Genomic DNA, 21,034 nt, shown 5'->3' with positions numbered 1-21,034 from the left:
GCCGTGGCCGCCAGCGCCATGGCGCGGTCCGCCATCAGTCAACCGCGCTCTGGCGGCACCGACGACAGTTCGAACGGACTGCTGCTGCGCCGCTGGTTGCGGTCTTCCCGCGGCGTGGCGCCGAAGAAGTTGCGGTAGGCGCTGGAGAAATGCGGCCCCGAAGAGAACCCGCACGACAGGCCGATCTGGATGATCGACTTGCTGGTCTGCATCAACATCTGCCGGGCCTTGTTCAGGCGCAGCTCCAGGTAGTACTGGCTCGGCACACGGTTGAGGTATTGCTTGAAGATCCGCTCCAGCTGACGACGGGACACGCACACGTGCTGGGCGATTTCGTCGGTGGTCAGTGGCTCTTCGATGTTGGCTTCCATCAGCAGCACCGCCTGGGTGAGCTTCGGATGGCTGGAGCCGAGGCGGTTCTGCAATGGAATGCGCTGACGCTCGCCGCCTTCACGGATGCGCTCGACCACGAGTTCTTCGGAGACCGCACCGGCCAGTTCCGCACCGTGATCACGGGCCAGCACCGCCAACAACAGATCGAGTACCGACATGCCGCCGCAGGCCGTCAGGCGATCGCGATCCCAATCAAAGAGATGACTGGTGGCGATGACTTTCGGGAAACGCTCGGCGAAATCGTCCTGCCAGCGCCAGTGCACCGCCGCGCGGTAACCGTCGAGCAAACCGAGTTGCGCCAGCGGATACACACCGGCCGACAGACCGCCGATCACACAACCCGCGCGCACCAGTTGCTTGAGCGCGCTGCTGAGTGCCGGCGCCAAAGTCGTCGGTGGCTCGTCAGCGAGCAGGAACAGTTTCTGGAAGTTTTCGAGTTTGCCGGCCCAGGGTTCGCCGGGCAGTTGCCATTCACCTTCGGTCGGAGCTTCGGCCTGCAGGAACGACAACTCGTAAACCACGTCCGGATGCACACGCTGGGCAACACGCAAGGCCTCCTCTGCCAGCGCCAAAGTCAGAGCTTTAGTGCTGGGCCAAATCAGGAAACCAATTCGATGGGCAGTCATGGCGGGCGATCCGAAACGTAAACAGAGGGAAAAACCGAAATCGGCTGCAACCAAATTAGACCATCTGGCGCGCTGCGCAGCATGACCTAATTTGGTGCATAACGGGAGCGATTACTTGAGGCTGCCCGAGAGGAATTGTTGCAAACGTTCCGACTGCGGATTGACCAGCACTTCACGCGGGTTGCCGCTTTCTTCGACGACGCCTTTGTGCAGGAACACCAACTGGTTCGACACTTCACGGGCGAAGCCCATTTCGTGGGTCACCACCACCATGGTGCGGCCTTCCTGAGCGAGGGCCTGCATGACTTTCAGCACGTCGCCGACCAGTTCCGGGTCGAGGGCCGATGTCGGTTCGTCGAACAGCATCACTTCCGGCTCCATCGCCAGCGCACGGGCGATTGCCACACGCTGCTGCTCGCCACCGGACATGTGCCCCGGGAACGCGTCCTTCCGATGGGCCACGCCGACCTTGTTCAGGTAGTGCTCGGCTTTCTCGCGGGCTTCGGCCTTGGACACGCCCAGCACGTGAACCGGCGCTTCCATGATGTTTTCCAGCGCGGTCATGTGCGACCACAGGTTGAAGTGCTGGAACACCATCGACAGGCGCGAACGCATGCGTTGCAGCTGTTTCGGGTCAGCGGCTTTCAGCGCGCCGTCCTTGTTTGCCACCAGCTTCAGCTCTTCGTTGTTGAGCAGGATCTTGCCCGCGTGCGGCTGCTCGAGCAGGTTGATGCAGCGCAGGAAAGTACTTTTGCCGGAGCCACTGGAGCCGATGATGCTGATCACATCGCCGGCGGCCGCTTTCAGGGAAACGCCCTTGAGCACTTCGTGACTGCCATAGCGTTTATGCAGGTCTTGGACTTCAAGTTTGTACATGCGGTCGGTTCTCACAAAAACAGTCAGTCGTTGAGCAAAGGGCCGTCGCGCAGCGCATCGCGCCCCGCCACTTTGGCCAGCCAGAAACCGGGTTGGGCGTAACGCAGCCGCTCAATGGCAAACAGCACCCCGGACGTACCAGCACACACCGTGCTGACCCGATCCGACAGCGGATCGATCACTTCAAAAATCTTGTCACCGGCTTCAACCCACTCGCCGGGCTTGCGCAGAAAACTCACCACGCCGGGATGCGGCGGCAGCAGCAATTCGGTGCCCTCGAACGGCATGCCTTCGCACGGTTCGCGCACGGCGCTTGGCCACTCGCCACGGATCAGGCCCTGTTCGGCGAGGAATGCCAGGATCCCTTCCGCCCAGGCTTCAGCCTGCGCAGGTGTGGTGTCGGCCTGACCACCCAGTTCAACGGTAGTCGCCAGGCACGCCAGTGGAATCTGCGCGTCCGGGAACAGGCGCGAAAGACGCAACCACGGCAGCGAACAGGCTTCATCGAACGAGCTGCCGCCGGAATCTTCCGCCAGCAGGCCGACCTTCACATCCAGGTGTGCGGCGAGTGAACGCCATTGCGGCCAGTGCTGCGGCAAGGCATACATGTGCAGCGCGGCTTCACAGTCGCAATGCAGATCCAGCACCACATCGGCAGTCGCGGCGTGTTGCAGCAGGATGCGCTGCATGCCTTGCAACTGGCTGCCGGCCTCGGGCAATGCGGCCAGATGGTCGGCCATCGCCTGACGGATCAGACGGATGTTGGCGTGCGGATCATCACCGAGTTGTCCTTCAAGCCTGGCGGCCACTGGCGCGCTGAGCTCGACGAAATCACGGTTGAAGTTTTTGCCGCTGCCGGCCTCGAAACGCCCCTGATGATTGCCTTGCAGCAACTGGCCAAGACCCAGCGGGTTGGCCACGGGCACCAGTTCGATGACGCCGTTGAGCAGGCCCTTGGCTTCGAGTTCGCCGAGGCGTTTTTTCAGCTCCCATGCGGTGCGCATACCGGGCAGTTCGTCAGCGTGGAGGCTGGCCTGGATGTAGGCCTTGCGCCCACCACTACGCTCTCTATTTCCAAAGCTGAACACCGAAATCCGGCGCTCGCTGCCCAGGTGGCTCCACGGCAGAACGTGGTCGATGCGTTCCATATCAGTGCTTCCTCGGGGCCAGGTAGCTCAGCCAGCGACGCTCGGCCAGCTTGAACAGGCGCACCAGAATGAAGGTCAGGCACAGGTAGAACACGCCGGCGGTGATGTACGCCTCGAACGGCAGGTAGAACTGCGCGTTGACGGTACGGGCCGCGCCGGTGATGTCGATCAGGGTCACGATGGACGCCAGACTGGTGGTCTGCAGCATCATGATCACTTCGTTGCTGTACTGCGGCAGCGCCCGGCGCAGGGCCGATGGCAGCAGGATGCGCTTGTACATCTTGACCCGCGACATGCCCATGGCCTTGGCCGCTTCGATCTCACCGTTCGGCGTGGCCTTCAGGCTGCCGGCGATGATTTCGGCGGTGTAGGCGCTGGTGTTGATCGCGAACGCCAGGCACGCACAGAACGTTGCGCTGGACAGCCAAGGCCAGAGGAAGCTTTCACGCACGGCTTCGAACTGGGCCAGACCGTAGTAGATCAGGAACAGTTGAACCAGCATCGGCGTGCCGCGAATCACGTAGGTGTAGAGCCACGCCGCGCCATTGACCACGGCGTTCTTGGAGACGCGCATCAGCCCCAGCGGCAAAGCCGCCAGCAGACCGAAGAACAGCGACAGCGCGAGCAACTTGAGGGTGGTCACCAGGCCGCCGAGGTACAGCGGCAGCGACTCCCAAATGACGTTGTAGTCGAAGATCATAGATCAGCCGCCCTTACGCCTACCGAGTAGCGCTTCTCAAGGTGACGCAGCGCCAGCAACGAGACACTGGTGATCACCAGGTACATCGCCGCCACTGCGAGGAAGAAGGTGAAAGGCTCGCGGGTGGCGTCGGCCGCCTGCTTGGCCTTGAACATCATGTCTTGCAGACCGACCACGGAAATCAGCGCGGTGGCCTTGGTCAGTACCAGCCAGTTGTTGGTGAAGCCCGGAATCGCCAGACGGATCATCTGCGGCACCAGCACCCGAAAGAACACCTGGAAGCTGCTCATGCCGTATGCCATGCCGGCTTCGGCCTGACCCTTGGGGATCGCCATGAACGCGCCACGGAAGGTTTCCGACAGGTACGCACCGAAGATAAAACCGAGGGTGCCGATGCCGGCGGCCAGCGGATTCAGGTCGATGTACTCGTCATAGCCGAGCATCGGGGCGACGCGGTTGAGCAGGTCCTGACCGCCGTAGAAGATCAGCAGGATCAGCACCAGATCGGGAATCCCGCGGATCACCGTGGAATACAGATCGCCCAGCCAGGCCAGCCAGCGCACTGGCGACAGGCGCAAGGCGACACCGATCAGCCCGAGAACGATGGCCAGGGCCATGGACGACAAGGCGAGCTGAAGCGTCAGCCAAGCGCCATCGAGGATGACAGCCCCGTAGCCTTTCAACATGATTCAGGTCCTCGAAAGTTGGGATGAAAAAATGGCGCAAACCGCAGAGATCCTGTTGCTTGCGCCATTTCGGACGGGTCGAGCGACGTCTTTACTTGCCGTAAATGTCGAAGTCGAAGTACTTGTCCTGGATTTGCTTGTACTTGCCGTTTTCGCGGATGGCCGCGATGGCAGTATTGATCTTGTCTTTCAGGGCGTCGCCTTTGCGTACCGCGATGCCTACGCCGTCGCCGAAGTATTTTTCATCGGTGAACTGCGGGCCGACGAACGCAAAGCCTTTGCCGGCGTCGGTTTTCAGGAAGCCGTCGTTCAGCAGGGTGGCGTCCGCCACGGTGCCGTCGAGGCGACCGGCGGCCACGTCGAGGTAGATTTCGTTCTGCGAGCCGTATGGCTTGATCTCTGCACCCAGCGGCGCCAGGACTTCACGGGCGAAGCGCTCGTGGATCGAACCACGCTGCACGCCGATGTTCTTGCCCTTGAGCTCGGTCAGTTTGTCGCTGACCACGGTGCCTTCCTTCATGACCAGGCGGGCCGGGGTGTTGTAATACTTGTTGGTGAAGTCCACGGACTTCTTGCGGTCTTCAGTGATCGACATGGACGAGAGGATCGCGTCGATCTTGCGCACTTTCAGTGCCGGGATCAGACCGTCGAATTCTTGCTCGACCCACTGGCACTTGACCTTCATTTCTTCGCACAGTGCGTTGCCGATGTCGTAGTCGAAACCGACGATGCTGCCGTCCGGGGCTTTGGATGCGAATGGAGGGTAAGCCGCTTCGATACCGATCTTCAGAGGCTTTTCATCGGCGAATGTCGGCAGGGACAGCACGGACAGTGCCAGGGCGCCAAGCAGCACAAGTTTCTTCATCTTGGGACTCCATCGGTAAAGGGCAAAAACGGCAGAGTGAGCGACAGCCCAATATGCGAATGGGTGGAACGAAAGCGGTTGCTGCGTGCGTGGGATATTTCCGAACAAACCCTGAAGGCTTCAACGCGAGCCACGACGAGCGAGTGATCGGCATTCTAACGACAGGCCCGAAGCCGATATTTCTTCAATGCGACAACTAATTACAGAAGCACCGAGAAACCCGCTTGAGCACATTGACAGCTCCGCAATTTCATGCAAGAGCGAAAGACAGTGAACCGATCTATGCTGCAAATTGCGGGCCTATTATTCGCAAACCCTTCTAATCCGGCAAGCGCGGGGTGATGTCTTATTTTTCACCGGTCGTTTTGAGGCTCTAAAACGGGGCGATGCGTTTCTCATTGCCCCGTTGCGGGGCGGGCGGTTACACATTCGGTTACTTGAAGGCTGACGGGTAACAGTGGGAATGGGCTGACAGACGAAACCGATAATTATTGGCCGAAGATCACCCGCCCCCCACCCGATCATTCCCACGCTCCGCGTGGGAACGATCATCCAGAAATGAAAAAGCCCCGCCCGGCGCAATGCCGGACGGGGCTTTTCAGCCTTCAGACCCGCCGCTTACGCGACGTTCATGGTCTTGTGGGTGTCGATCAGATGCTGCACCACGCCCGGGTCGGCCAGGGTGGAGATGTCGCCCAACCCGTCGTATTCGGCGGTGGCGATCTTGCGCAGGATACGGCGCATGATCTTGCCCGAACGGGTCTTCGGCAGCCCCGGCGCCCACTGGATCACGTCCGGCGAAGCGATCGGGCCGATCTCCTTGCGCACCCAGTTCTTCAGTTCCAGGCGCAGTTGCTCGCTCGGCTCTTCGCCATTTTTCAGGGTGACGTAGACATAGATGCCCTGGCCCTTGATGTCGTGCGGCACACCGACCACCGCCGCTTCGGCGACTTTCGGGTGAGCGACCATCGCGCTTTCGATCTCGGCGGTACCCATGCGGTGGCCGGAGACGTTGAGCACGTCATCCACACGACCGGTGATCCAGTAGTAACCGTCGGCATCGCGACGGGCGCCGTCACCGGTGAAGTACATGCCACGGAAGGTCTTGAAGTAGGTGTCGACGAAACGGTCGTGGTCGCCGTACAGGGTGCGCGCCTGACCCGGCCACGAATCGAGAATCACCAGATTGCCTTCGGCCTCGCCCTCGATGATGTTGCCGAGGTTGTCCACCAGCGCCGGCACCACACCGAAGAACGGACGTGCGGCCGAACCCGGCTTCAGGGTATGAGCGCCCGGCAGAGGGCTCATCATGTTGCCGCCGGTCTCGGTCTGCCACCAGGTATCGACAATCGGGCAACGGGACTTGCCGACGTTCTTGTAGTACCAGTCCCAGGCTTCCGGGTTGATCGGCTCGCCCACCGAACCCAGCAGACGCAGGCTGCTGCCGTCCGCGCCTTCAACAGCGGCGGTGCCGGAAGCCATCATCGCGCGGATCGCGGTCGGCGCGGTGTAGAGGATGTTGACCTTGTGCTTGTCGACGATCTTCGCCACCCGGGTGATGTCCGGGTAGTTCGGCACACCTTCGAACAGCAGCGTGGTCGCGCCATTGGCCAGCGGGCCGTAGACGATGTAGGAGTGACCGGTGACCCAGCCGACGTCGGCGGTGCACCAGTAGATTTCACCCGGACGGTAGTCGAACACTCGCTCGTGGGTCATCGCTGCATACAGCAAGTAACCGCCGGTGGTGTGCTGCACGCCCTTCGGCTTGCCGGTGGAGCCGGAGGTATAAAGGATGAACAGCGCTTCTTCGGCGCCCATCTCTTTCGGCGCGCAGACAGTGCCCGCCACTTTCATCAGGTCTTCGTACCAGATGTCGCGATGCTGGTTCCACTTGATGTCGCCACCGGTGCGCTTGCACACGATGACTTTCTGGATGCTGCTGGTCTCAGGGTTGGTCAGCGCGTCGTCGACGTTGGCCTTGAGGGAAATCTTCTTGCCGGCACGGATGCCTTCGTCAGCGGTGATCACCACTTTCGAGCGGCAGTCGATGATGCGACCGGCCAGGGCTTCCGGCGAGAAGCCGCCGAACACCACCGAGTGAATCGCGCCGATCCGGGTGCAGGCCAGCATGGCGACCACGGCTTCGGGGATCATCGGCATATAAATGGTCACCACGTCGCCGCGGTGCACGTCCTGACCACGCAGGGCGTTGGCGAACTTGCAGACTTGTTCATGCAGTTCGCGGTAGGTGATGTTGCGGCTTTCGGAAGGATCGTCGCCTTCCCAGATGATGGCGACCTGATCGCCGCGCTCGGCCAGATGGCGGTCGAGGCAGTTATAGGAAACGTTCAGGGTGCCGTCGGCAAACCACTTGATGTCGACATGGTGGTCGTCGAACGAAGTCTGCTTCACCGTGGTGAAAGGCTTGATCCAGTCGAGGCGCTTGGCTTGTTCGCGCCAGAAGCCGTCAGGGTTGACGACCGACTGCTGGTACATGGCTTTGTAGGTCGCCTCGTCGGTCAGCGTATTGGCCAGAACCTCGGGACGAACGGGATACAGAGAAGCCGCACTCATCTTTCCTACCTCGGTGTAATAGTTGTTTTTGTATGACCCTGTTGTAGCCGGGGCGACCGTATAGAACCATTCGACGATGGTAGTAACAAGCCCCTACAGGTCGTGGCGATAATCCCGATGCTCGCCGCCGATGGCCTCGCAGGCCTTGAATCTACTGGCCTGGCAGCGATTGTTACCAAATCTGCCAAAGGTGTTTATCAAAACCCCATCTGTTTACACCCACCCCGCCTCCCTAAAATCTGCCTCGCCGACAAGGCAAAGTGATTAACAACGTTACAGCCCCCACGAAGGCCGTTAATCCAGCTCTGAAGTAACAAACCAAAACGATGAAGTTCCACACGCAACCCCAAAAAGGTTGCGTGACCCCACTCGACCTCAAGAAGGTAAATTTCAAATGAAAGCTTTATTGGTTCTGGCCCTCAGCAGTCTGTGCGCAACCGCCATGGCAGACGAGGTCCCGACTGATGTCGCACAGCAACAACCGGCCATCGAGGAATACACTTACTCCACTCACCTGGACATCGCCAAAGTTGTATCGATGAGCGAAGTTCCGAATGTCTGCGAAGTGGTACCGATGAAAATGGAGTACGACGACTCCACTGGCCAGCGTCACATCCTGCGTTACAGCGTGATGGGTAACGGCTGCACCAATTGATGGTTTGAGACTGCACCGAATCGGATCGCTCAGCGCAACATCGAGGGTCGATTCCAGCCCGGCTTCGGTCGGGCTCAGTTGTGTTTGAAGGGACGTAAAAGGGTTGCAAAACACAAGATATAGTGAAAAACGCGGTTTTTTGCTCGTTTTTTGAGCAACCAATCACACGCAGAAAAATTAATGAAAAAAAATTCTCCGGGGCCAATCCCGGCGAAAGCCCTGTAAACCCTCGCTCCGATCGAAATCACCCGCGCGCTCGACCGCCCTGCGCTGTTTCGCCCTCCCCCACGCCCGTGTTTTTTTCCCTATAATGCCGCCCAATCGGGTCAGCAATATTCCCTTACAGGGATCAAAGCCATTCTGAAGCCCCGCAGCAGCGACAACGCTGACCTGCGCCCGTCAGAGGCTCTCGGAAACCCGTAAAAATTTTCTGTTTATTGCCTGCGTAGCACCGCTGCAAAAAACGACATCCAACGCGGCCTGTACGGCCGTGTGAAAAACCAACCAATCAGTTTTCACACGGGCACAGGCCCTCACGCAGGAGACGACACGTCATGCTGAGCTGGGACGAATTCGACAAAGAAGACAGTGAAGTAGCAGCAGTGAAAGGCGCCAACGCCGGCCACGCTACCGAAGCCAACATGGACCGCCTCGACAGCGCCGGCGGTGCCGCCGCCCTCGAAGCCCGCGCCGTGACCGCCGAAGACTCGGCCGCCGTGGCCCGCGCCAAGGCTGCACTGGATTCCCTCGACGTCGCCGAAGGCCTCGCCGAACTCGAAGGCTCCGCCGCCCGTGTCGCCGTTGACGAAAAGCGCATGATCAACTGCCGCGCCGACCTCAATCAGCTCGTGCCATTCAAGTACGACTGGGCTTGGCAGAAATACCTGGACGGCTGCGCAAACCACTGGATGCCGCAAGAAGTCAACATGACCGCCGACATCGCCCTCTGGAAAAACCCGGAAGGCCTGACCGACGACGAGCGCCGCATCGTGATGCGCAACCTCGGCTTCTTCTCCACCGCCGACTCCCTGGTTGCCAACAACCTGGCCCTGGCCGTGTACCGCCTGATCACCAACCCGGAATGCCGCCAGTACATCCTGCGCCAGGCATTCGAAGAGGCGATCCACACCCACGCCTACCAGTACTGCATCGAATCGCTGGGCATGGATGAAGGCGAGATCTTCAACATGTACCACGAGATCCCGTCGGTCGCGAAAAAAGCCGCCTGGGGCCTGAAATACACCCGCGCCATCTCCGACCCGGAATTCAACACCGGCACCGTCGAAACCGACAAAGAGCTGTTGCGCAACCTGATCGCCTACTACTGCGTTCTGGAAGGCATCTTCTTCTACTGCGGCTTCACCCAGATCCTCTCCATGGGCCGCCGCAACAAAATGACCGGCGTCGCCGAGCAGTTCCAGTACATCCTGCGCGACGAATCCATGCACCTGAACTTCGGCATCGACGTGATCAACCAGATCAAAATCGAAAACCCACACCTGTGGGACGCCGAAATGAAGGAAGAAGCTTCGCAGATGATCCTGCAAGGCACTCAACTGGAAATCGAATACGCGCGTGACACCATGCCTCGCGGTGTGTTGGGTATGAATGCTGCGATGATGGAGGACTACCTGAAGTTCATCGCTAACCGTCGTCTGTCGCAGATCGGTTTGAAGGAAGAGTACCCAGGGACGACTAACCCGTTCCCTTGGATGAGCGAGATCATGGACTTGAAGAAAGAGAAGAATTTCTTTGAGACGAGAGTTATTGAGTATCAGACTGGTGGTGCGCTGAGCTGGGATTGATTCAGAAAATCTAAAAAGGCTGCCGCGAGGCGGCCTTTTTTATGGACAAAAATATATCCGCTTTACTCGCCCAAGATTTTTCTGAAGCCCACTTAGATACAAAAAAAATCGAAATCCTGAAATCAAGAATCAATTTCGAAGGGAGCACTTGCTGACAATCAAAAAGCCATGATAATAATGGCCACTACTTTTGTCACAGCAAGGATGCCGCAGCCATGCATGCAAAACATACACCACACATTGTCACCTGACACCATTCTCATTCCGATCAAAATTCATAGCAACTTGAAATCTTCCCCAGAAGCACACTAATGAATAACAGGGAAAAGAATGTCTACTCCACATCCATTACGTGTCCAATCTCACATCCTAAGACTCCTTGGCGATCAGCTAATCGGCCATGATCGATTAGCAGTATTTGAACTCGTTAAAAACTCTTATGATGCCGATGCAAGCACAGTTTCTATCACAATAGAACTAAACAATCCTACTCCGTGCATTAAAGTGGAAGACAACGGATCAGGAATGAACCTTTCGGTAATTACGGGCGCATGGCTAGAGGTAGGAACAGACTCTAAACGTACAACGCAAAACAGAAAACGTTCTAGCATGTTCAATCGCCTTCCGTTAGGCGAAAAAGGTGTAGGTCGGCTAGCGGTTCAAAAGCTCGGAAAAAAACTTCAAGTAATAACTAGAGAAGAAGGCTCACCCGAGTACGAGTTCAACATAGACTGGGACGCCTTAATCGGAAGTTCAAAATATCTCAACGACAATCTATCAGTTGAAGTGACTGAGAGAGCCACCCCAACACACTTCATCAAAGGTCATGGCACCTTCATAAAAATTTCAGATCTGTACCTTACCGACTGGAAACGGGGTGACATTAGAGAGCTTTATCGGTTAGTAAAATCGTTAAGCAACCCATTCAATAGAGTTGATTCTTTCGACGTAAACTTAAGCGTTCCTGGCCGGCAAGAAGAAATCAGCGGTCTACCTGATGTAGAAGACATGCTCGACAGATCAATATGGAAACTCACGTACAGGCTTGATGAAAAAGCTGTATTGAGATGGGCATATATCTTCCAGCCGCCAAAATACAAAGGTCTGCAGCGGAGATTTAAACGCTATACAGGCCGCCTAGACATGCTGCCGGAAAAGGGCGAAGACACAAAGACTGGGAAGCAAAAAAAAGATCAAAAAATATTCGTTTCAGCAGACACGTTAAAATCAATCGGCCCCATAAAAGGTCGAATATACGCATTTCATCAAAGCCCTGAAATACTTCGACTATTCGGTGACAGCCAGCAAATGAAAGCATGGCTCGCTGGACAATCCGGAGTTAGAGTTTACAGAGACAAAGTGCGTGTTTTCAACTATGGGGAACCCGGAGACGACTGGCTTCGCCTCAATGCACGACGCATCAATACTCCCGGAAAGAAACTTGGCTCCAACAGCATTGTTTCCTACATTGATCTTGACTTGGATAAAAGCTCCGGCCTCAGAGAAAAAACCAACCGCGAAGGATTTGATGAAAATGGATCATTTGATACATTGAGAGCCATTGCACTTAGCATATTTGACAAATTTGAAAGAGAATTGGCTCCAGATCGAGACGCCATCGACAAAGCAATAAAAAACACTGAAAAACTTCCACCTATAGAAAACGCTTTTGAAGAAATCATAAAAGTCGCTAAAAAACACAAACTGGAACAAGAAATATTACCCGCAGTAGCTTCCATAAGAAATGAACTAGATGAATTCAAACAAGTCATGGTTGGGTCAGGCATGGCAAATATGAATATCGGACTGGCTTTTCATGAGATGGTTCACGGCGTAGACAATATAGTTGGACAATTGGAGCGAAATTCTAACAAAGAAATAATTTTAAACACCGTGCGCCATCTCAGGAGTCTTTTGGATACTTTCAAGCCTCTCCTGCAGCGCGAAAAAAATCGCTCGTTGCCTATTAGTGAACTCACCACTCGAGTTCTAAAAATGCAAGAGCACAGATTTCCACGTCACGAAGTTATACTATCAGACTGGACGAATGACGCTGACAAAGCTGTAAACTTTAAAGTTAAAGGCCCGCTCAATCTTGTCATCGGAGCCATTAGCAACGTAATTGACAATGCAATATATTGGTCACGCTATAGAAAAGAACTAGAAGGACGCGCAGATCCAGCTGCAATTCTCATTTTATCGTCATGGGATCAGGAACTCAAAGAGGGCACACTGGCCATAATAGATAATGGGATGGGTTTTCAACTAAATCCAGATTCTATTGCAAAACCTTTTATGACAATGAAAGCTGGAGGTTCTGGATTAGGTCTCTACTTCTCTAGATTAGTACTCGAATCAATGGGTGGAAGATTTATGGTATGCAGAGCGGATGAACTAAGAGATGATTTTAAGTTCTCCTCTTCGTACGATGGTGCAGCTGTAGTATTTACATTCAAGGACTAGAAAAATGAAACCATTTTCCAGAGTAGCTGCCTTAGATAACAACGAAGAAGATCTCGACGCAATAGTTCGAGCGCTTGGCAGAGCAGGATATAGCGCTATCCCCTACTTGTTTGACGTGGGCGCGTTTGTTCCCGAGATAACCCAACCCTGTGCGGGCTTAAGACTGGTCTTCTCCGACATTCACCTGACTCCCACTAGCAGTATCAACGGGGTAGATCATGCAGCAACAATCGGAAATTTTCTAAAACAAATAGTTCCGACAGGACCATATGGAGTAATCTTTTGGTCCAAGCACGAAGCTGATGAAACTAATATTGTGCGAGAGCTCATATCTAGAGCCCCTGACATCGGATTCAACTTGCCCGTTTTTTTTGGATTCATGGATAAAAACAAAGTTGGAATCGGCCAAGTTGATTCGGATATAGATTACGAGCTTCTCGGAAGACTTATCAATGAGCAGGTATCCAAATCTCAGTCTCTATCTATAGTAATGAACTGGGAGGAGAGAATTCTTCTAGCTGCCGCACAGGCCAGCAACAGTCTATTTCAAGTCATAGCTACCACACCCGAAATCGAAAAAGGATCTATTTCAGAAGAATGGCTGAAGCTACTATCGTTTCTGAGCCAAGAGGCCGTCGGCAAACTATCGGCTATTTCCAATGCATCAGGTGCGCTAGACAACGCATTATTCCCCGTACTTGAAGACCAACTTAGAATTCAAACGTCAAACACACCTAATGACTCTGACGCTCCAATCAGTGAAACGCTAGCGGCCTTGGGCGCGTTAAAGCTTAAGCTTTCGCCATCCATAGACAAGGCCTCTCTTAATTCTTTCTATTTAGTCGAAGACTTTAAAGCTGAGGCAGAGCTCCCCTACAGCTTTAGAGGTGTTATTTCAAAAATAAACAAAGGAGCCGAAGACTTCGTTACTAACCATTTTGGGGAAAGCTGGGCTAATGTCCTTTATAGAGAATTCATCCTCAACGGTGAGTCCATAGTTCAAGACAACTCACTCATAGAAAGATCCACTCCATGCTTAATTTCGCTATCCGCAGAGTGTGATGAAGTACAAGGAAAAATACCGAGCCATAGATACCTTTTAGGGGTAATTTTTGATCCGGCGGATGTGAAGTCATTTCTGAGATCTGGAAATCCAGCGCGAGCTGCATTGCAGAATGTCGGAATGATCAAGCTTGGAGGGGTTACCAAGTGTATCTTGGTTTCCTGTCGCCGCTTCACCAGCGAGCATTCTATTAGCTTCTCCTTCCCGGTTACTTCGATAGCCAGGCTAAGAAGAAACACACTAGAAGAAATCATACATCACTATACAACACATGCACGGCGCCCAGGCGTTATGCGTTTTTACTCATAAAACACCAATCCGCGCTGCTATTTAATTACAGCGCGGATATTCGTTACGCTGCATCCTTACTTTCTTTTACAGGGCTAGCTGACGCCCGCAATGAAGCAACAATAGCTTCCATCACAGGAGAACAAACAGCATTCCCCATCAACTTTACCTTCTCACGCCTCGTAACGCTGGGAAACTCATAGCTATCAGGAAACCCCATAGCTTTCCGCAACTCATCCGGTTGAAGCATACGCATCATGTGTCCATCACTAGTCGGTTTCACATATGCAAATCTGTCGACGGTGGTAATAGTTCGTAACGGCGAGTCCATTCGCTGCCATCCACCACCACCATCAGTACCATAATAGACAATTAAAAATGGTTTATTTTCGCCAAGCTCGGCGATTGCGCGATCAGCACGCGCGAGAGTTTCTTTTGCGCGATTGGGCCGCCTCAAAGGCGTCATCTTATATTTTTCAGTTTTATCCAAAATATCCCAAACATTCTTATATGTTGTGATAACTGGCGAGACCTGACCCGGCATTTCCATTAAATCAGCAATCATAAATAGACGACGACGGCGCTGAGCCACTCCAAAAGCTGATGCATCTATTACCTGTTCACGGACGTTATATTTCAATCGAACTAACTCACTCATCAGCTCTTTATAGCGTCCCCACGGTTTCATATGCACTACATTTTCCAATGTAATCCAGCGAGGCTTCATTACTTCAGCATACCTAATCACTTGAAAAGCCGTGTCTTTACTCTCTTCAGACCTTGGCTTGCTTCCCCTAGCGCAGGTGTGGTGAGTACATTCTGGAGAGGAAATTAGAAGATCAATTGGGCCTGTCTTTTCCAGTACCCGCTCTGGAGTGAGAATCCGAAGATCTTCTTGAAAGACATGAGCGTCGGGAAAATTAAGCTTGAAAGACTCAACCGCCGGCCCCCACAGATCAACACCGCCAACGATTTCGGCACCGCCCTCTCGCGCTCCAAGGCTGCTGCCTCCCGCACCACAGAACATGTCAAACGTACGAATCTGATCCATTTCAAAGCCTTTAAATTAATCTTCTAGCCAGGTTACCAGGTTCCCGGCACCATTCAACACTGATGGCACTAGGACACCACCATGACAGACAACCTGGTTTACTCTGTTGACGAGCTGTCAAGCTCAGATTTGATGATTGACGCCCGCTACGCCGGTAGCCGCAATGGCAATTCCAGCGACGATCCACTGACGAAGCTATTGAACCTTAGCAATCAAGGTGGCTTCAGGATCCGAGGAAAACGAAATGACCCACGCCTCATTGCCCTGTTGTCGAGCATGGAGGACCTTGATTGGCCCGACGAACTGGACCTCTCGACGGGGGTATTTACCTATTACGGCGACAACAAGAAGCCCGGGCGTAAATTGGACGAAACCAATCGCTATGGCAACAATCTTTTGGAGCTAATTTTCGAGCGACAACACTCTGGCTCCCGGGCGGATATCCCACCTATTTTCGTTTTCACCAAAGCTGGGATCTATCGAGATGTGATTTTCAGAGGGCTTGCCGTCCCTGGTCGAATCGGAAGCACCCACAATGATGATTTGGTGGCCGTATGGCATGCCAGCAAGGGCCAGCGCTTTCAGAATTACAGGGCGACTTTCACAATTCTTGACCTGCCTGAGATTTCAAGAGATTGGCTGACGGATATCATCAACGGCGTGCGTGCAAGTGATAGCGCGCACGCACCGCTGGAGTGGATGAAGTGGGTGCGATCCGGACAATACACACCTCTGATTGCCAAACGATCTCAGCCTATTCGCTCCAAAAAGGAACAACTGCCATCTTCGAAAGAAGACATGAAAATGCTTTCGATCCTACACAAGCATTTCGAGTCAGATCCGTACGCATTTGAAGCGTGCGCGGCGCATCTGGTAAGAGTCTGTTTGCCTGAGACAGTCGAGCTCGATCTGACGAGACGCTATCGCGATGGTGGTCGAGACGGTACAGGTAAGCTCAGAATTGGAAGGCCTGAAACGTCGGTTTTAGTAGATTTTGCAATCGAGGCTAAATGCTACGGTATCGCTAACTCAGTGGGCGTCCGCGAGGTTTCCAGGCTTATTTCTCGCCTACGGCATCGGCAATTTGGAGTAATCATCACCACATCCTGGCTACACGACCAAGCCTACAAAGAAATCGTTGAAGACGGCCATCCTGTGATGATTCTTGCTGGAAGAGATATTGTTGAGCTTCTTCGCGAAACTGGGCTTCAGGACGGCAACGCAGTGATGAGATGGTTGAACATGAGTTTCCCTTTGACCGAGGTGTGAATGAGTGCAGACATAGTCTCCCCCGAGCATCGCTCGAAGATCATGTCCAAGATCAGAGGGAAGAACACCAAGCCAGAAATGGTGGTGCGCTCGCTATGTCACGAAATGGGGTTTCGCTTCCGTCTATATAGAAGAGATCTGCCGGGAGCGCCTGATCTGGTCTTCCCGAAGCATGGTTTGTGTATGTTCGTTCACGGCTGTTTTTGGCACCGACATCCCGAGTGCAAATACGCGTACATGCCTAAAAGCAGAGTGGATTTTTGGCAAAACAAGCTAGCGAAAAATGTCGAAAGAGATCTTAAAACCCAGCAAGCGCTAATCAATATGGGCTGGCGGGTTGTGACCATCTGGGAGTGCCACACAAAAAACAGAGATCTCCTACGCCTTGAAATCCAAAATGCATTCACGCGTGATGCCTAAGGCCTACGACTCTTTTTGCATGAAAACATTTGTCGCTTCTGAAGGGTTGACCATGCTGGTTTGAGCCCATAGGCTCCCAATTCGGCGCCTAAGAAACGCCTCAACCAGAGCGGTCCTCCGCACCCGACAGTCATGCGGCTTTTTTTCGTCTGCGGTTTCTCTACGCCTGCGAAAAGTCCCGTTATGTCGGGAGTGGGCGAATACAAGACCCGAAAGGGGAATATGTCCGGCCCGTCTCTGGTGGGTTTCTTAGCTCCCGACACCCTTAACGAATGCCCTAAGAAAGCAGCCAGAGGTAAATGGAAATGCCTGACTACCCAGCCTTCATGATGAAGGCGACTCGCTGTACCTGCCGTTTGAATTCCGTGCTCCCGATTCAGGAGGCACGCCATGTCTGAACCACTTCTTCCGACTCGTTTTACCCGCAACAAAACCCACCTGCATGCCCTTCTGGTGGAGAACCAGGCCTGGTTCTCCGTCCATGAACTGGGGCGTCTGATGGGCAAATATCTGGATGAGCGACAGCTGCGCAAACTCGACGCCGATCAGCGGCAGATGATGTGCATGGAGACCTACGGCGAGCCCGGAGAACATCTAATGGTGAGCGAGTCAGGTGTGTATGCGCTGCTGATCTATCACTATTGCCCCGAGTATCGGCAGCTTCGCGAGTGGGTGACGCATCAGGTTGTGCCTGCGCTGCGAGATGCTCGTCCGATGCGCTTGGTTGAGCGGCCAATACTGAGTGTTTTGAGCTGGCCCAAGATGTCGTTGAGCACGTTGCACTGGCAGGATGAGCCGTGGATTCGGTTGCGGGACATGCCGTGTTTGCTGGCGGAGGATCCGTTCAATCGGCAGGAGTCCTGGTGGCGTAAAGCTTCACGAATGCTGCGTAGTTACTGACATCAAAAAACCGCTGCTTGAGTTTTCAAGCAGCGGTTTTTTATGGCCCGGAGTTCTTGGGAGCACAATCGTCAGCAGACTGGTTCTGCATCATTCTGAAAACAATCAGTGCAACCCACCCCACCACCCGCTATTAATACCCCCTCCCCCACTCAAGGACCCGAGCCCCACCATGAAATTCGACCTCGCCTACTGCCTCAGCCTCGACGACAAGTTGTCGATCTATGACGTTCGCGATCTCAATTTCGATGAGACGGTGGCGTTCGATTCTGCGAAGGAACACTTCCAGTGCCCCAACGACGCCTGTCGTTCGGCGTTCGATGCTTCCAACGAGTTGGGTACGTTCAACGCCAAGAATGTGAATTACGTGCGCACGCCGCACTTCAAGAACCTGCCCGGTACGCAGCATGTGGCGGGTTGTCCGTATGTGAGTTTGAAGACGTCGGCGTCGGGTGTTGAAGCGGCGGATGGGGAATTGGATGACGGTCGTGAGGAGCATTTCCCGTCGGAGTTGTTGCTGACGCGCCGTGAGTATGTGCGCAAGCCTGCCGCGCCAGCGGGGGCGGCGGATGTGTTGCGGGACGATCCGGTGCGGGTGGCGACTGCCGCTTCAAAAGAGTCGCCGAGTCGTGAGACGGCGCCGGACAAGACCAGTGTCTTTGCTCACCCCGTGGAGTGTTTTGTGTCGAACTTCGCGGACAAGGATTTGCTCAAGCGCATGCCGTTGAAGATTGGCGAGCATACGGCGCCGTACAGTTCGTTCTTCAAGAAGATCGAGTACTTGATGGACAACAAGGGGCTGATTTATTGGGGCCGGATCAAGAAGATCGAGGACTTTCACAGCGCCAGTTTCCGGATCGATTTCGAGGATAAAGTCTGGTTCAAGAAACCGGATGACAGCAAGAAGAAGCCTTATCCGGTCAGTGTCTATCTCAACAAAAAGCTGATCGACAACTACCGCAAGCGCAAGGCGTTTCTGGAAGAGATCAAGCACGCCATCGACAGCGATAAGGAGTTGTTCTGCTTCTTCTATGGTGTGACGCCGGAGTTGAAGCAGGTGCCGGGCAAGAAGAACCCCGAAAAGCCTTTCGAGGTCTTCAATGCCAATATCGAAAACCTGGATCACTTCATCATTCGTGAAGCGCCGGGTCTGGCGTGAGGATTAGCCCTGGGGCAGTTGCAGTTTGACGGCGCCGGGGTGTTGTTTGACGACTGAGTACGGCAGGATACTCCAGTCGACGAATCCGCACACTGCCGCGACGTGGGGATACGACGGATCAAACTTGATGCCCTGCTCCGTGAAGTACCACCCCATGAATTGCCAGGGATCACTCTCGTCATAGTGACCGTCGTTATCGCCCTCTGCGGTGACGGTCATTTGCCGGGGATACAGTTTCAACAACTGTGTGACCAGCCAGGGCGCCAACTCTGTCGTCCGGTATTTCGACCAGGCATCAGAAGAACCGGGGGAGCCTGCATTGAAATCATCATGTTGTTCATAGTGCAGCGGCTGACCTTGCCCTACCCACAAGACGTCCTCGAGCGTCAGTGTCTGACCGGTTGTGGCATCGAAGTTGAGCGCGTCGTTGCTTTGGTCCGGGTAGGCGCCGCCACAGTAATAATCCGTTGAATTCCGCACACTCATTACCGAAGGCGTCATCCACAGAGGTTGGCTGGATTGAGAGTAATCACCCGAGCAACCGAAATACGCGATCACCTCCCCCCACAATCGGCCCATCAATTGTTGGTTGATGCGTTGAAGCACTTGCGGGGAATAACCGGACACCACTTCAAAAAGCGAAGCCTGTGATTTGGGCTCGCTCCACCATTGCAGTGTGTAGCCCATGAAAGTTTCGGTTTTGCCCTTTTGCAGTTTCATTCCTTGCAACCGCAGATACTCGTAAGGGGCCTTCTCACGCAGGCTGACGATATAGGGCAATGAGTCGACGGGGGCTTGCGGAATCATTGCGGGCTGCAACTCAACCTTGAGGGTTTTCCCGGCCGGATTACTCCACTCACCAGACCAATTGCTCCCGATCGCGTGTAAACGAAGCGTTGGACGTGAGTCTCCGTCCATCATCGAACCTTCGCTGAGTTCGAGCGTGTCCCCATCCCTGGAACCTTCGAGTTCCAGATCTTTTCGGTACTTCTGGTAGAAGTAACGCCCCTCTCCGGTTCGGGTATTTACCTCCAGAACGATCGCCGTCTTGCCCAGCGTTCCCGTGTAAACCTGCGTAGCGTTTTCCGCCCATGCCAGGGGATGGAAAAAAACGGCGAGTACCAAAATGCCGGAAAGGCGCAACAATCCGTGAAACATCAATTCTTCCTTGAGCAAGCGGGCAAATGCCGCAAAAAGTGACCGCGGATTATGTCGATGTTGTAGCGGGGAATCGAGCTTCGTCAGGCTCAATTCACGCACATGCTGATCATCACAATCACCAGCAACCCGATATACACCCACGCATGCACCCGATCCGGTATCCGCCCGATCCACGGCGTGGCCAAGCGAATCCCCAGCATCGAGCCCAGCGTCAGTACCGCAAACGCCAGCAGATCCACATACCCGATAAACCATGGCCCGAGGTCTGCCTCGCTGAATCCCGCCATCAGCATGTACGTCAGCGTCCCCGCCAATGCCACCGGTACGCTCAATGGATTGGCCATCGACGTCGCCTGCGACATGCTCAACCCGCAGCGCCGCAATAACGGCACGGTCATGACGCTTCCTCCTACACCGAGAAAGGTTGCGATGGCGCCAATGCCTACACCTCCGCCAGACGTTTCCAGTGCTCTCAATCGACGTGGGATGGTGCCTTCGGACTGCGTAAGAAATCCGCGTCGCAGCAGGCAATCGACAATCGTCACGCCGAGGTAGGCGATGAAGGCATAACGAATGACTTCGCCGCTGACCCACACCGCTGCGATTGCGCCGACGACCGCGCCCAATCCGATGAACCCGCCCAAGGGCCACAGGTAATCACGGATGAGGTTGCCGGCGCGGCGATGTTTGTCGGTAGCGACCAGGGCGTTGACGATCATCACGCAGGTCGAGGTGGCGACGGCGATGTGCATGGCGGATTGGCTGATGGGATCGTCGATGCCGTGGCTGGCGGTGAGCATGCGGTACAGCAGCGGCACGACGACGAAGCCGCCGCCGAAGCCGAAGAGCACGGCGGTGACGCCGGTCAGGCAGCCGAAGAGTGTCAGCAGGAGGTAGAACATGGTGCGTCGTCCGTTGTTTGGAAGCGGTCG

Annotated in this window: 18 protein-coding genes; 8 read left to right on the top strand and 10 right to left on the bottom strand. The window is 54.7% G+C overall.

The annotated features are described in order from the left end of the window. Positions 1-38: 38 nt before the first annotated feature. The 7 genes from argR to acs all read right to left on the bottom strand — a co-directional run bounded on the left by argR (position 39) and on the right by acs (position 7,868). Positions 39-1,019, bottom strand: coding sequence for a transcriptional regulator ArgR (argR, locus tag ACKLNA_RS13295; RefSeq protein ID WP_085709719.1), 981 nt, complete (start codon positions 1,017-1,019; stop codon positions 39-41). A 111-nt stretch (positions 1,020-1,130) separates the two neighbouring features. Beyond that, positions 1,131-1,895 carry an ABC transporter ATP-binding protein gene (locus ACKLNA_RS13290; RefSeq protein ID WP_003227281.1) on the bottom strand — a complete coding sequence of 255 codons (765 nt, stop codon included), beginning with the start codon at positions 1,893-1,895 and terminating at the stop codon, positions 1,131-1,133. 23 nt (positions 1,896-1,918) lie between these two features. Beyond that, on the bottom strand, positions 1,919-3,043 hold the full coding sequence (locus ACKLNA_RS13285) for a succinylglutamate desuccinylase/aspartoacylase family protein (RefSeq protein WP_408986110.1): 1,125 nt from the start codon (positions 3,041-3,043) through the stop codon (positions 1,919-1,921). A 1-nt stretch (position 3,044) separates the two neighbouring features. Further along, complete coding sequence (locus tag ACKLNA_RS13280; RefSeq protein WP_085709717.1) at positions 3,045-3,743, bottom strand: ABC transporter permease; 699 nt, start codon at positions 3,741-3,743, stop codon at positions 3,045-3,047. After that, a complete protein-coding gene (locus tag ACKLNA_RS13275) occupies positions 3,740-4,429 on the bottom strand; it encodes an ABC transporter permease (protein WP_065261785.1) in 690 nt (229 codons plus the stop codon). The genes ACKLNA_RS13280 and ACKLNA_RS13275 overlap by 4 nt, the downstream gene beginning before the upstream one ends. Positions 4,430-4,520: 91 nt before the next feature. Then, positions 4,521-5,294 carry an ABC transporter substrate-binding protein gene (locus ACKLNA_RS13270; RefSeq protein WP_065261786.1) on the bottom strand — a complete coding sequence of 258 codons (774 nt, stop codon included), beginning with the start codon at positions 5,292-5,294 and terminating at the stop codon, positions 4,521-4,523. A gap of 618 nt (positions 5,295-5,912) precedes the next feature. Further along, complete coding sequence (acs, locus tag ACKLNA_RS13265; RefSeq protein ID WP_102621034.1) at positions 5,913-7,868, bottom strand: acetate--CoA ligase; 1,956 nt, start codon at positions 7,866-7,868, stop codon at positions 5,913-5,915. A 394-nt stretch (positions 7,869-8,262) separates the two neighbouring features. Between acs and ACKLNA_RS13260 the strand changes: the two genes are divergently transcribed. The 4 genes from ACKLNA_RS13260 (at position 8,263) to ACKLNA_RS13245 (ending at position 14,163) form a co-directional block, all read left to right on the top strand. Further along, the gene (locus ACKLNA_RS13260) at positions 8,263-8,523 is read left to right on the top strand and encodes a DUF2790 domain-containing protein (RefSeq protein ID WP_085709715.1); all 261 of its coding nucleotides are present in this window, start codon (positions 8,263-8,265) and stop codon (positions 8,521-8,523) included. Positions 8,524-9,077: 554 nt separating this feature from the next. Further along, entirely contained in the window at positions 9,078-10,328 is a 1,251-nt protein-coding gene (locus ACKLNA_RS13255; protein ID WP_408986109.1) for a ribonucleotide-diphosphate reductase subunit beta, read from the top strand. A 330-nt stretch (positions 10,329-10,658) separates the two neighbouring features. Beyond that, positions 10,659-12,791, top strand: a complete 2,133-nt coding sequence (locus ACKLNA_RS13250; protein WP_408986108.1) for an ATP-binding protein — start codon at positions 10,659-10,661, stop codon at positions 12,789-12,791. A 4-nt stretch (positions 12,792-12,795) separates the two neighbouring features. Continuing rightward, positions 12,796-14,163, top strand: a complete 1,368-nt coding sequence (locus ACKLNA_RS13245) for a hypothetical protein (RefSeq protein ID WP_408986107.1) — start codon at positions 12,796-12,798, stop codon at positions 14,161-14,163. A gap of 43 nt (positions 14,164-14,206) precedes the next feature. On the opposite strand, the gene ACKLNA_RS13240 is transcribed toward ACKLNA_RS13245, so the two are convergent. Further along, positions 14,207-15,193 (bottom strand): DNA cytosine methyltransferase, encoded by a 987-nt coding sequence (locus ACKLNA_RS13240; RefSeq protein WP_408986106.1) that lies wholly within the window; start codon positions 15,191-15,193, stop codon positions 14,207-14,209. A gap of 81 nt (positions 15,194-15,274) precedes the next feature. Here ACKLNA_RS13240 and ACKLNA_RS13235 point away from each other — a divergent pair, with 81 nt between their 5' ends. From ACKLNA_RS13235 to ACKLNA_RS13220, 4 genes are all read left to right on the top strand, one after another. Continuing rightward, positions 15,275-16,462 (top strand): restriction endonuclease, encoded by a 1,188-nt coding sequence (locus ACKLNA_RS13235; protein WP_408986105.1) that lies wholly within the window; start codon positions 15,275-15,277, stop codon positions 16,460-16,462. After that, positions 16,463-16,882: a very short patch repair endonuclease gene (locus ACKLNA_RS13230; RefSeq protein ID WP_408986104.1), complete on the top strand. Its 420-nt coding sequence runs from the start codon at positions 16,463-16,465 to the stop codon at positions 16,880-16,882. Positions 16,883-17,272: 390 nt separating this feature from the next. Further along, on the top strand, positions 17,273-17,782 hold the full coding sequence (locus ACKLNA_RS13225) for a Bro-N domain-containing protein (protein ID WP_408986103.1): 510 nt from the start codon (positions 17,273-17,275) through the stop codon (positions 17,780-17,782). A gap of 172 nt (positions 17,783-17,954) precedes the next feature. Beyond that, on the top strand, positions 17,955-18,941 hold the full coding sequence (locus tag ACKLNA_RS13220) for a hypothetical protein (protein WP_408986102.1): 987 nt from the start codon (positions 17,955-17,957) through the stop codon (positions 18,939-18,941). A 3-nt stretch (positions 18,942-18,944) separates the two neighbouring features. Here the strand turns inward: ACKLNA_RS13220 and ACKLNA_RS13215 are convergent, their stop codons facing one another. Both ACKLNA_RS13215 and ACKLNA_RS13210 read right to left on the bottom strand, forming a co-directional pair. Then, the gene (locus ACKLNA_RS13215; RefSeq protein WP_408986101.1) at positions 18,945-20,201 is read right to left on the bottom strand and encodes a hypothetical protein; all 1,257 of its coding nucleotides are present in this window, start codon (positions 20,199-20,201) and stop codon (positions 18,945-18,947) included. Next, the gene (locus ACKLNA_RS13210) at positions 20,189-21,004 is read right to left on the bottom strand and encodes a sulfite exporter TauE/SafE family protein (RefSeq protein ID WP_408986100.1); all 816 of its coding nucleotides are present in this window, start codon (positions 21,002-21,004) and stop codon (positions 20,189-20,191) included. Before ACKLNA_RS13210 ends, ACKLNA_RS13215 begins: the two co-directional genes overlap by 13 nt. Positions 21,005-21,034 lie beyond the last annotated feature (30 nt).

The organism is Pseudomonas sp. UV AK001 (genome assembly GCF_046097675.1).
In the GTDB taxonomy this organism is placed as follows: domain Bacteria; phylum Pseudomonadota; class Gammaproteobacteria; order Pseudomonadales; family Pseudomonadaceae; genus Aquipseudomonas; species Aquipseudomonas kribbensis.
The sequence above is the reverse complement of the archived record's forward strand: the minus strand, read 5'-3'. Positions and strand labels throughout refer to the sequence as shown.

Coding starts and splice junctions, on each gene's coding strand:
- argR (WP_085709719.1), bottom strand. CDS start 1,019: ATGACTGCCCATCGAATTGGTTTCCTGATTTGGCCCAGCACTAAAGCT.
- ACKLNA_RS13290 (WP_003227281.1), bottom strand. CDS start 1,895: ATGTACAAACTTGAAGTCCAAGACCTGCATAAACGCTATGGCAGTCAC.
- ACKLNA_RS13285 (WP_408986110.1), bottom strand. CDS start 3,043: ATGGAACGCATCGACCACGTTCTGCCGTGGAGCCACCTGGGCAGCGAG.
- ACKLNA_RS13280 (WP_085709717.1), bottom strand. CDS start 3,743: ATGATCTTCGACTACAACGTCATTTGGGAGTCGCTGCCGCTGTACCTC.
- ACKLNA_RS13275 (WP_065261785.1), bottom strand. CDS start 4,429: ATGTTGAAAGGCTACGGGGCTGTCATCCTCGATGGCGCTTGGCTGACG.
- ACKLNA_RS13270 (WP_065261786.1), bottom strand. CDS start 5,294: ATGAAGAAACTTGTGCTGCTTGGCGCCCTGGCACTGTCCGTGCTGTCC.
- acs (WP_102621034.1), bottom strand. CDS start 7,868: ATGAGTGCGGCTTCTCTGTATCCCGTTCGTCCCGAGGTTCTGGCCAAT.
- ACKLNA_RS13260 (WP_085709715.1), top strand. CDS start 8,263: ATGAAAGCTTTATTGGTTCTGGCCCTCAGCAGTCTGTGCGCAACCGCC.
- ACKLNA_RS13255 (WP_408986109.1), top strand. CDS start 9,078: ATGCTGAGCTGGGACGAATTCGACAAAGAAGACAGTGAAGTAGCAGCA.
- ACKLNA_RS13250 (WP_408986108.1), top strand. CDS start 10,659: ATGTCTACTCCACATCCATTACGTGTCCAATCTCACATCCTAAGACTC.
- ACKLNA_RS13245 (WP_408986107.1), top strand. CDS start 12,796: ATGAAACCATTTTCCAGAGTAGCTGCCTTAGATAACAACGAAGAAGAT.
- ACKLNA_RS13240 (WP_408986106.1), bottom strand. CDS start 15,193: ATGGATCAGATTCGTACGTTTGACATGTTCTGTGGTGCGGGAGGCAGC.
- ACKLNA_RS13235 (WP_408986105.1), top strand. CDS start 15,275: ATGACAGACAACCTGGTTTACTCTGTTGACGAGCTGTCAAGCTCAGAT.
- ACKLNA_RS13230 (WP_408986104.1), top strand. CDS start 16,463: ATGAGTGCAGACATAGTCTCCCCCGAGCATCGCTCGAAGATCATGTCC.
- ACKLNA_RS13225 (WP_408986103.1), top strand. CDS start 17,273: ATGTCTGAACCACTTCTTCCGACTCGTTTTACCCGCAACAAAACCCAC.
- ACKLNA_RS13220 (WP_408986102.1), top strand. CDS start 17,955: ATGAAATTCGACCTCGCCTACTGCCTCAGCCTCGACGACAAGTTGTCG.
- ACKLNA_RS13210 (WP_408986100.1), bottom strand. CDS start 21,004: ATGTTCTACCTCCTGCTGACACTCTTCGGCTGCCTGACCGGCGTCACC.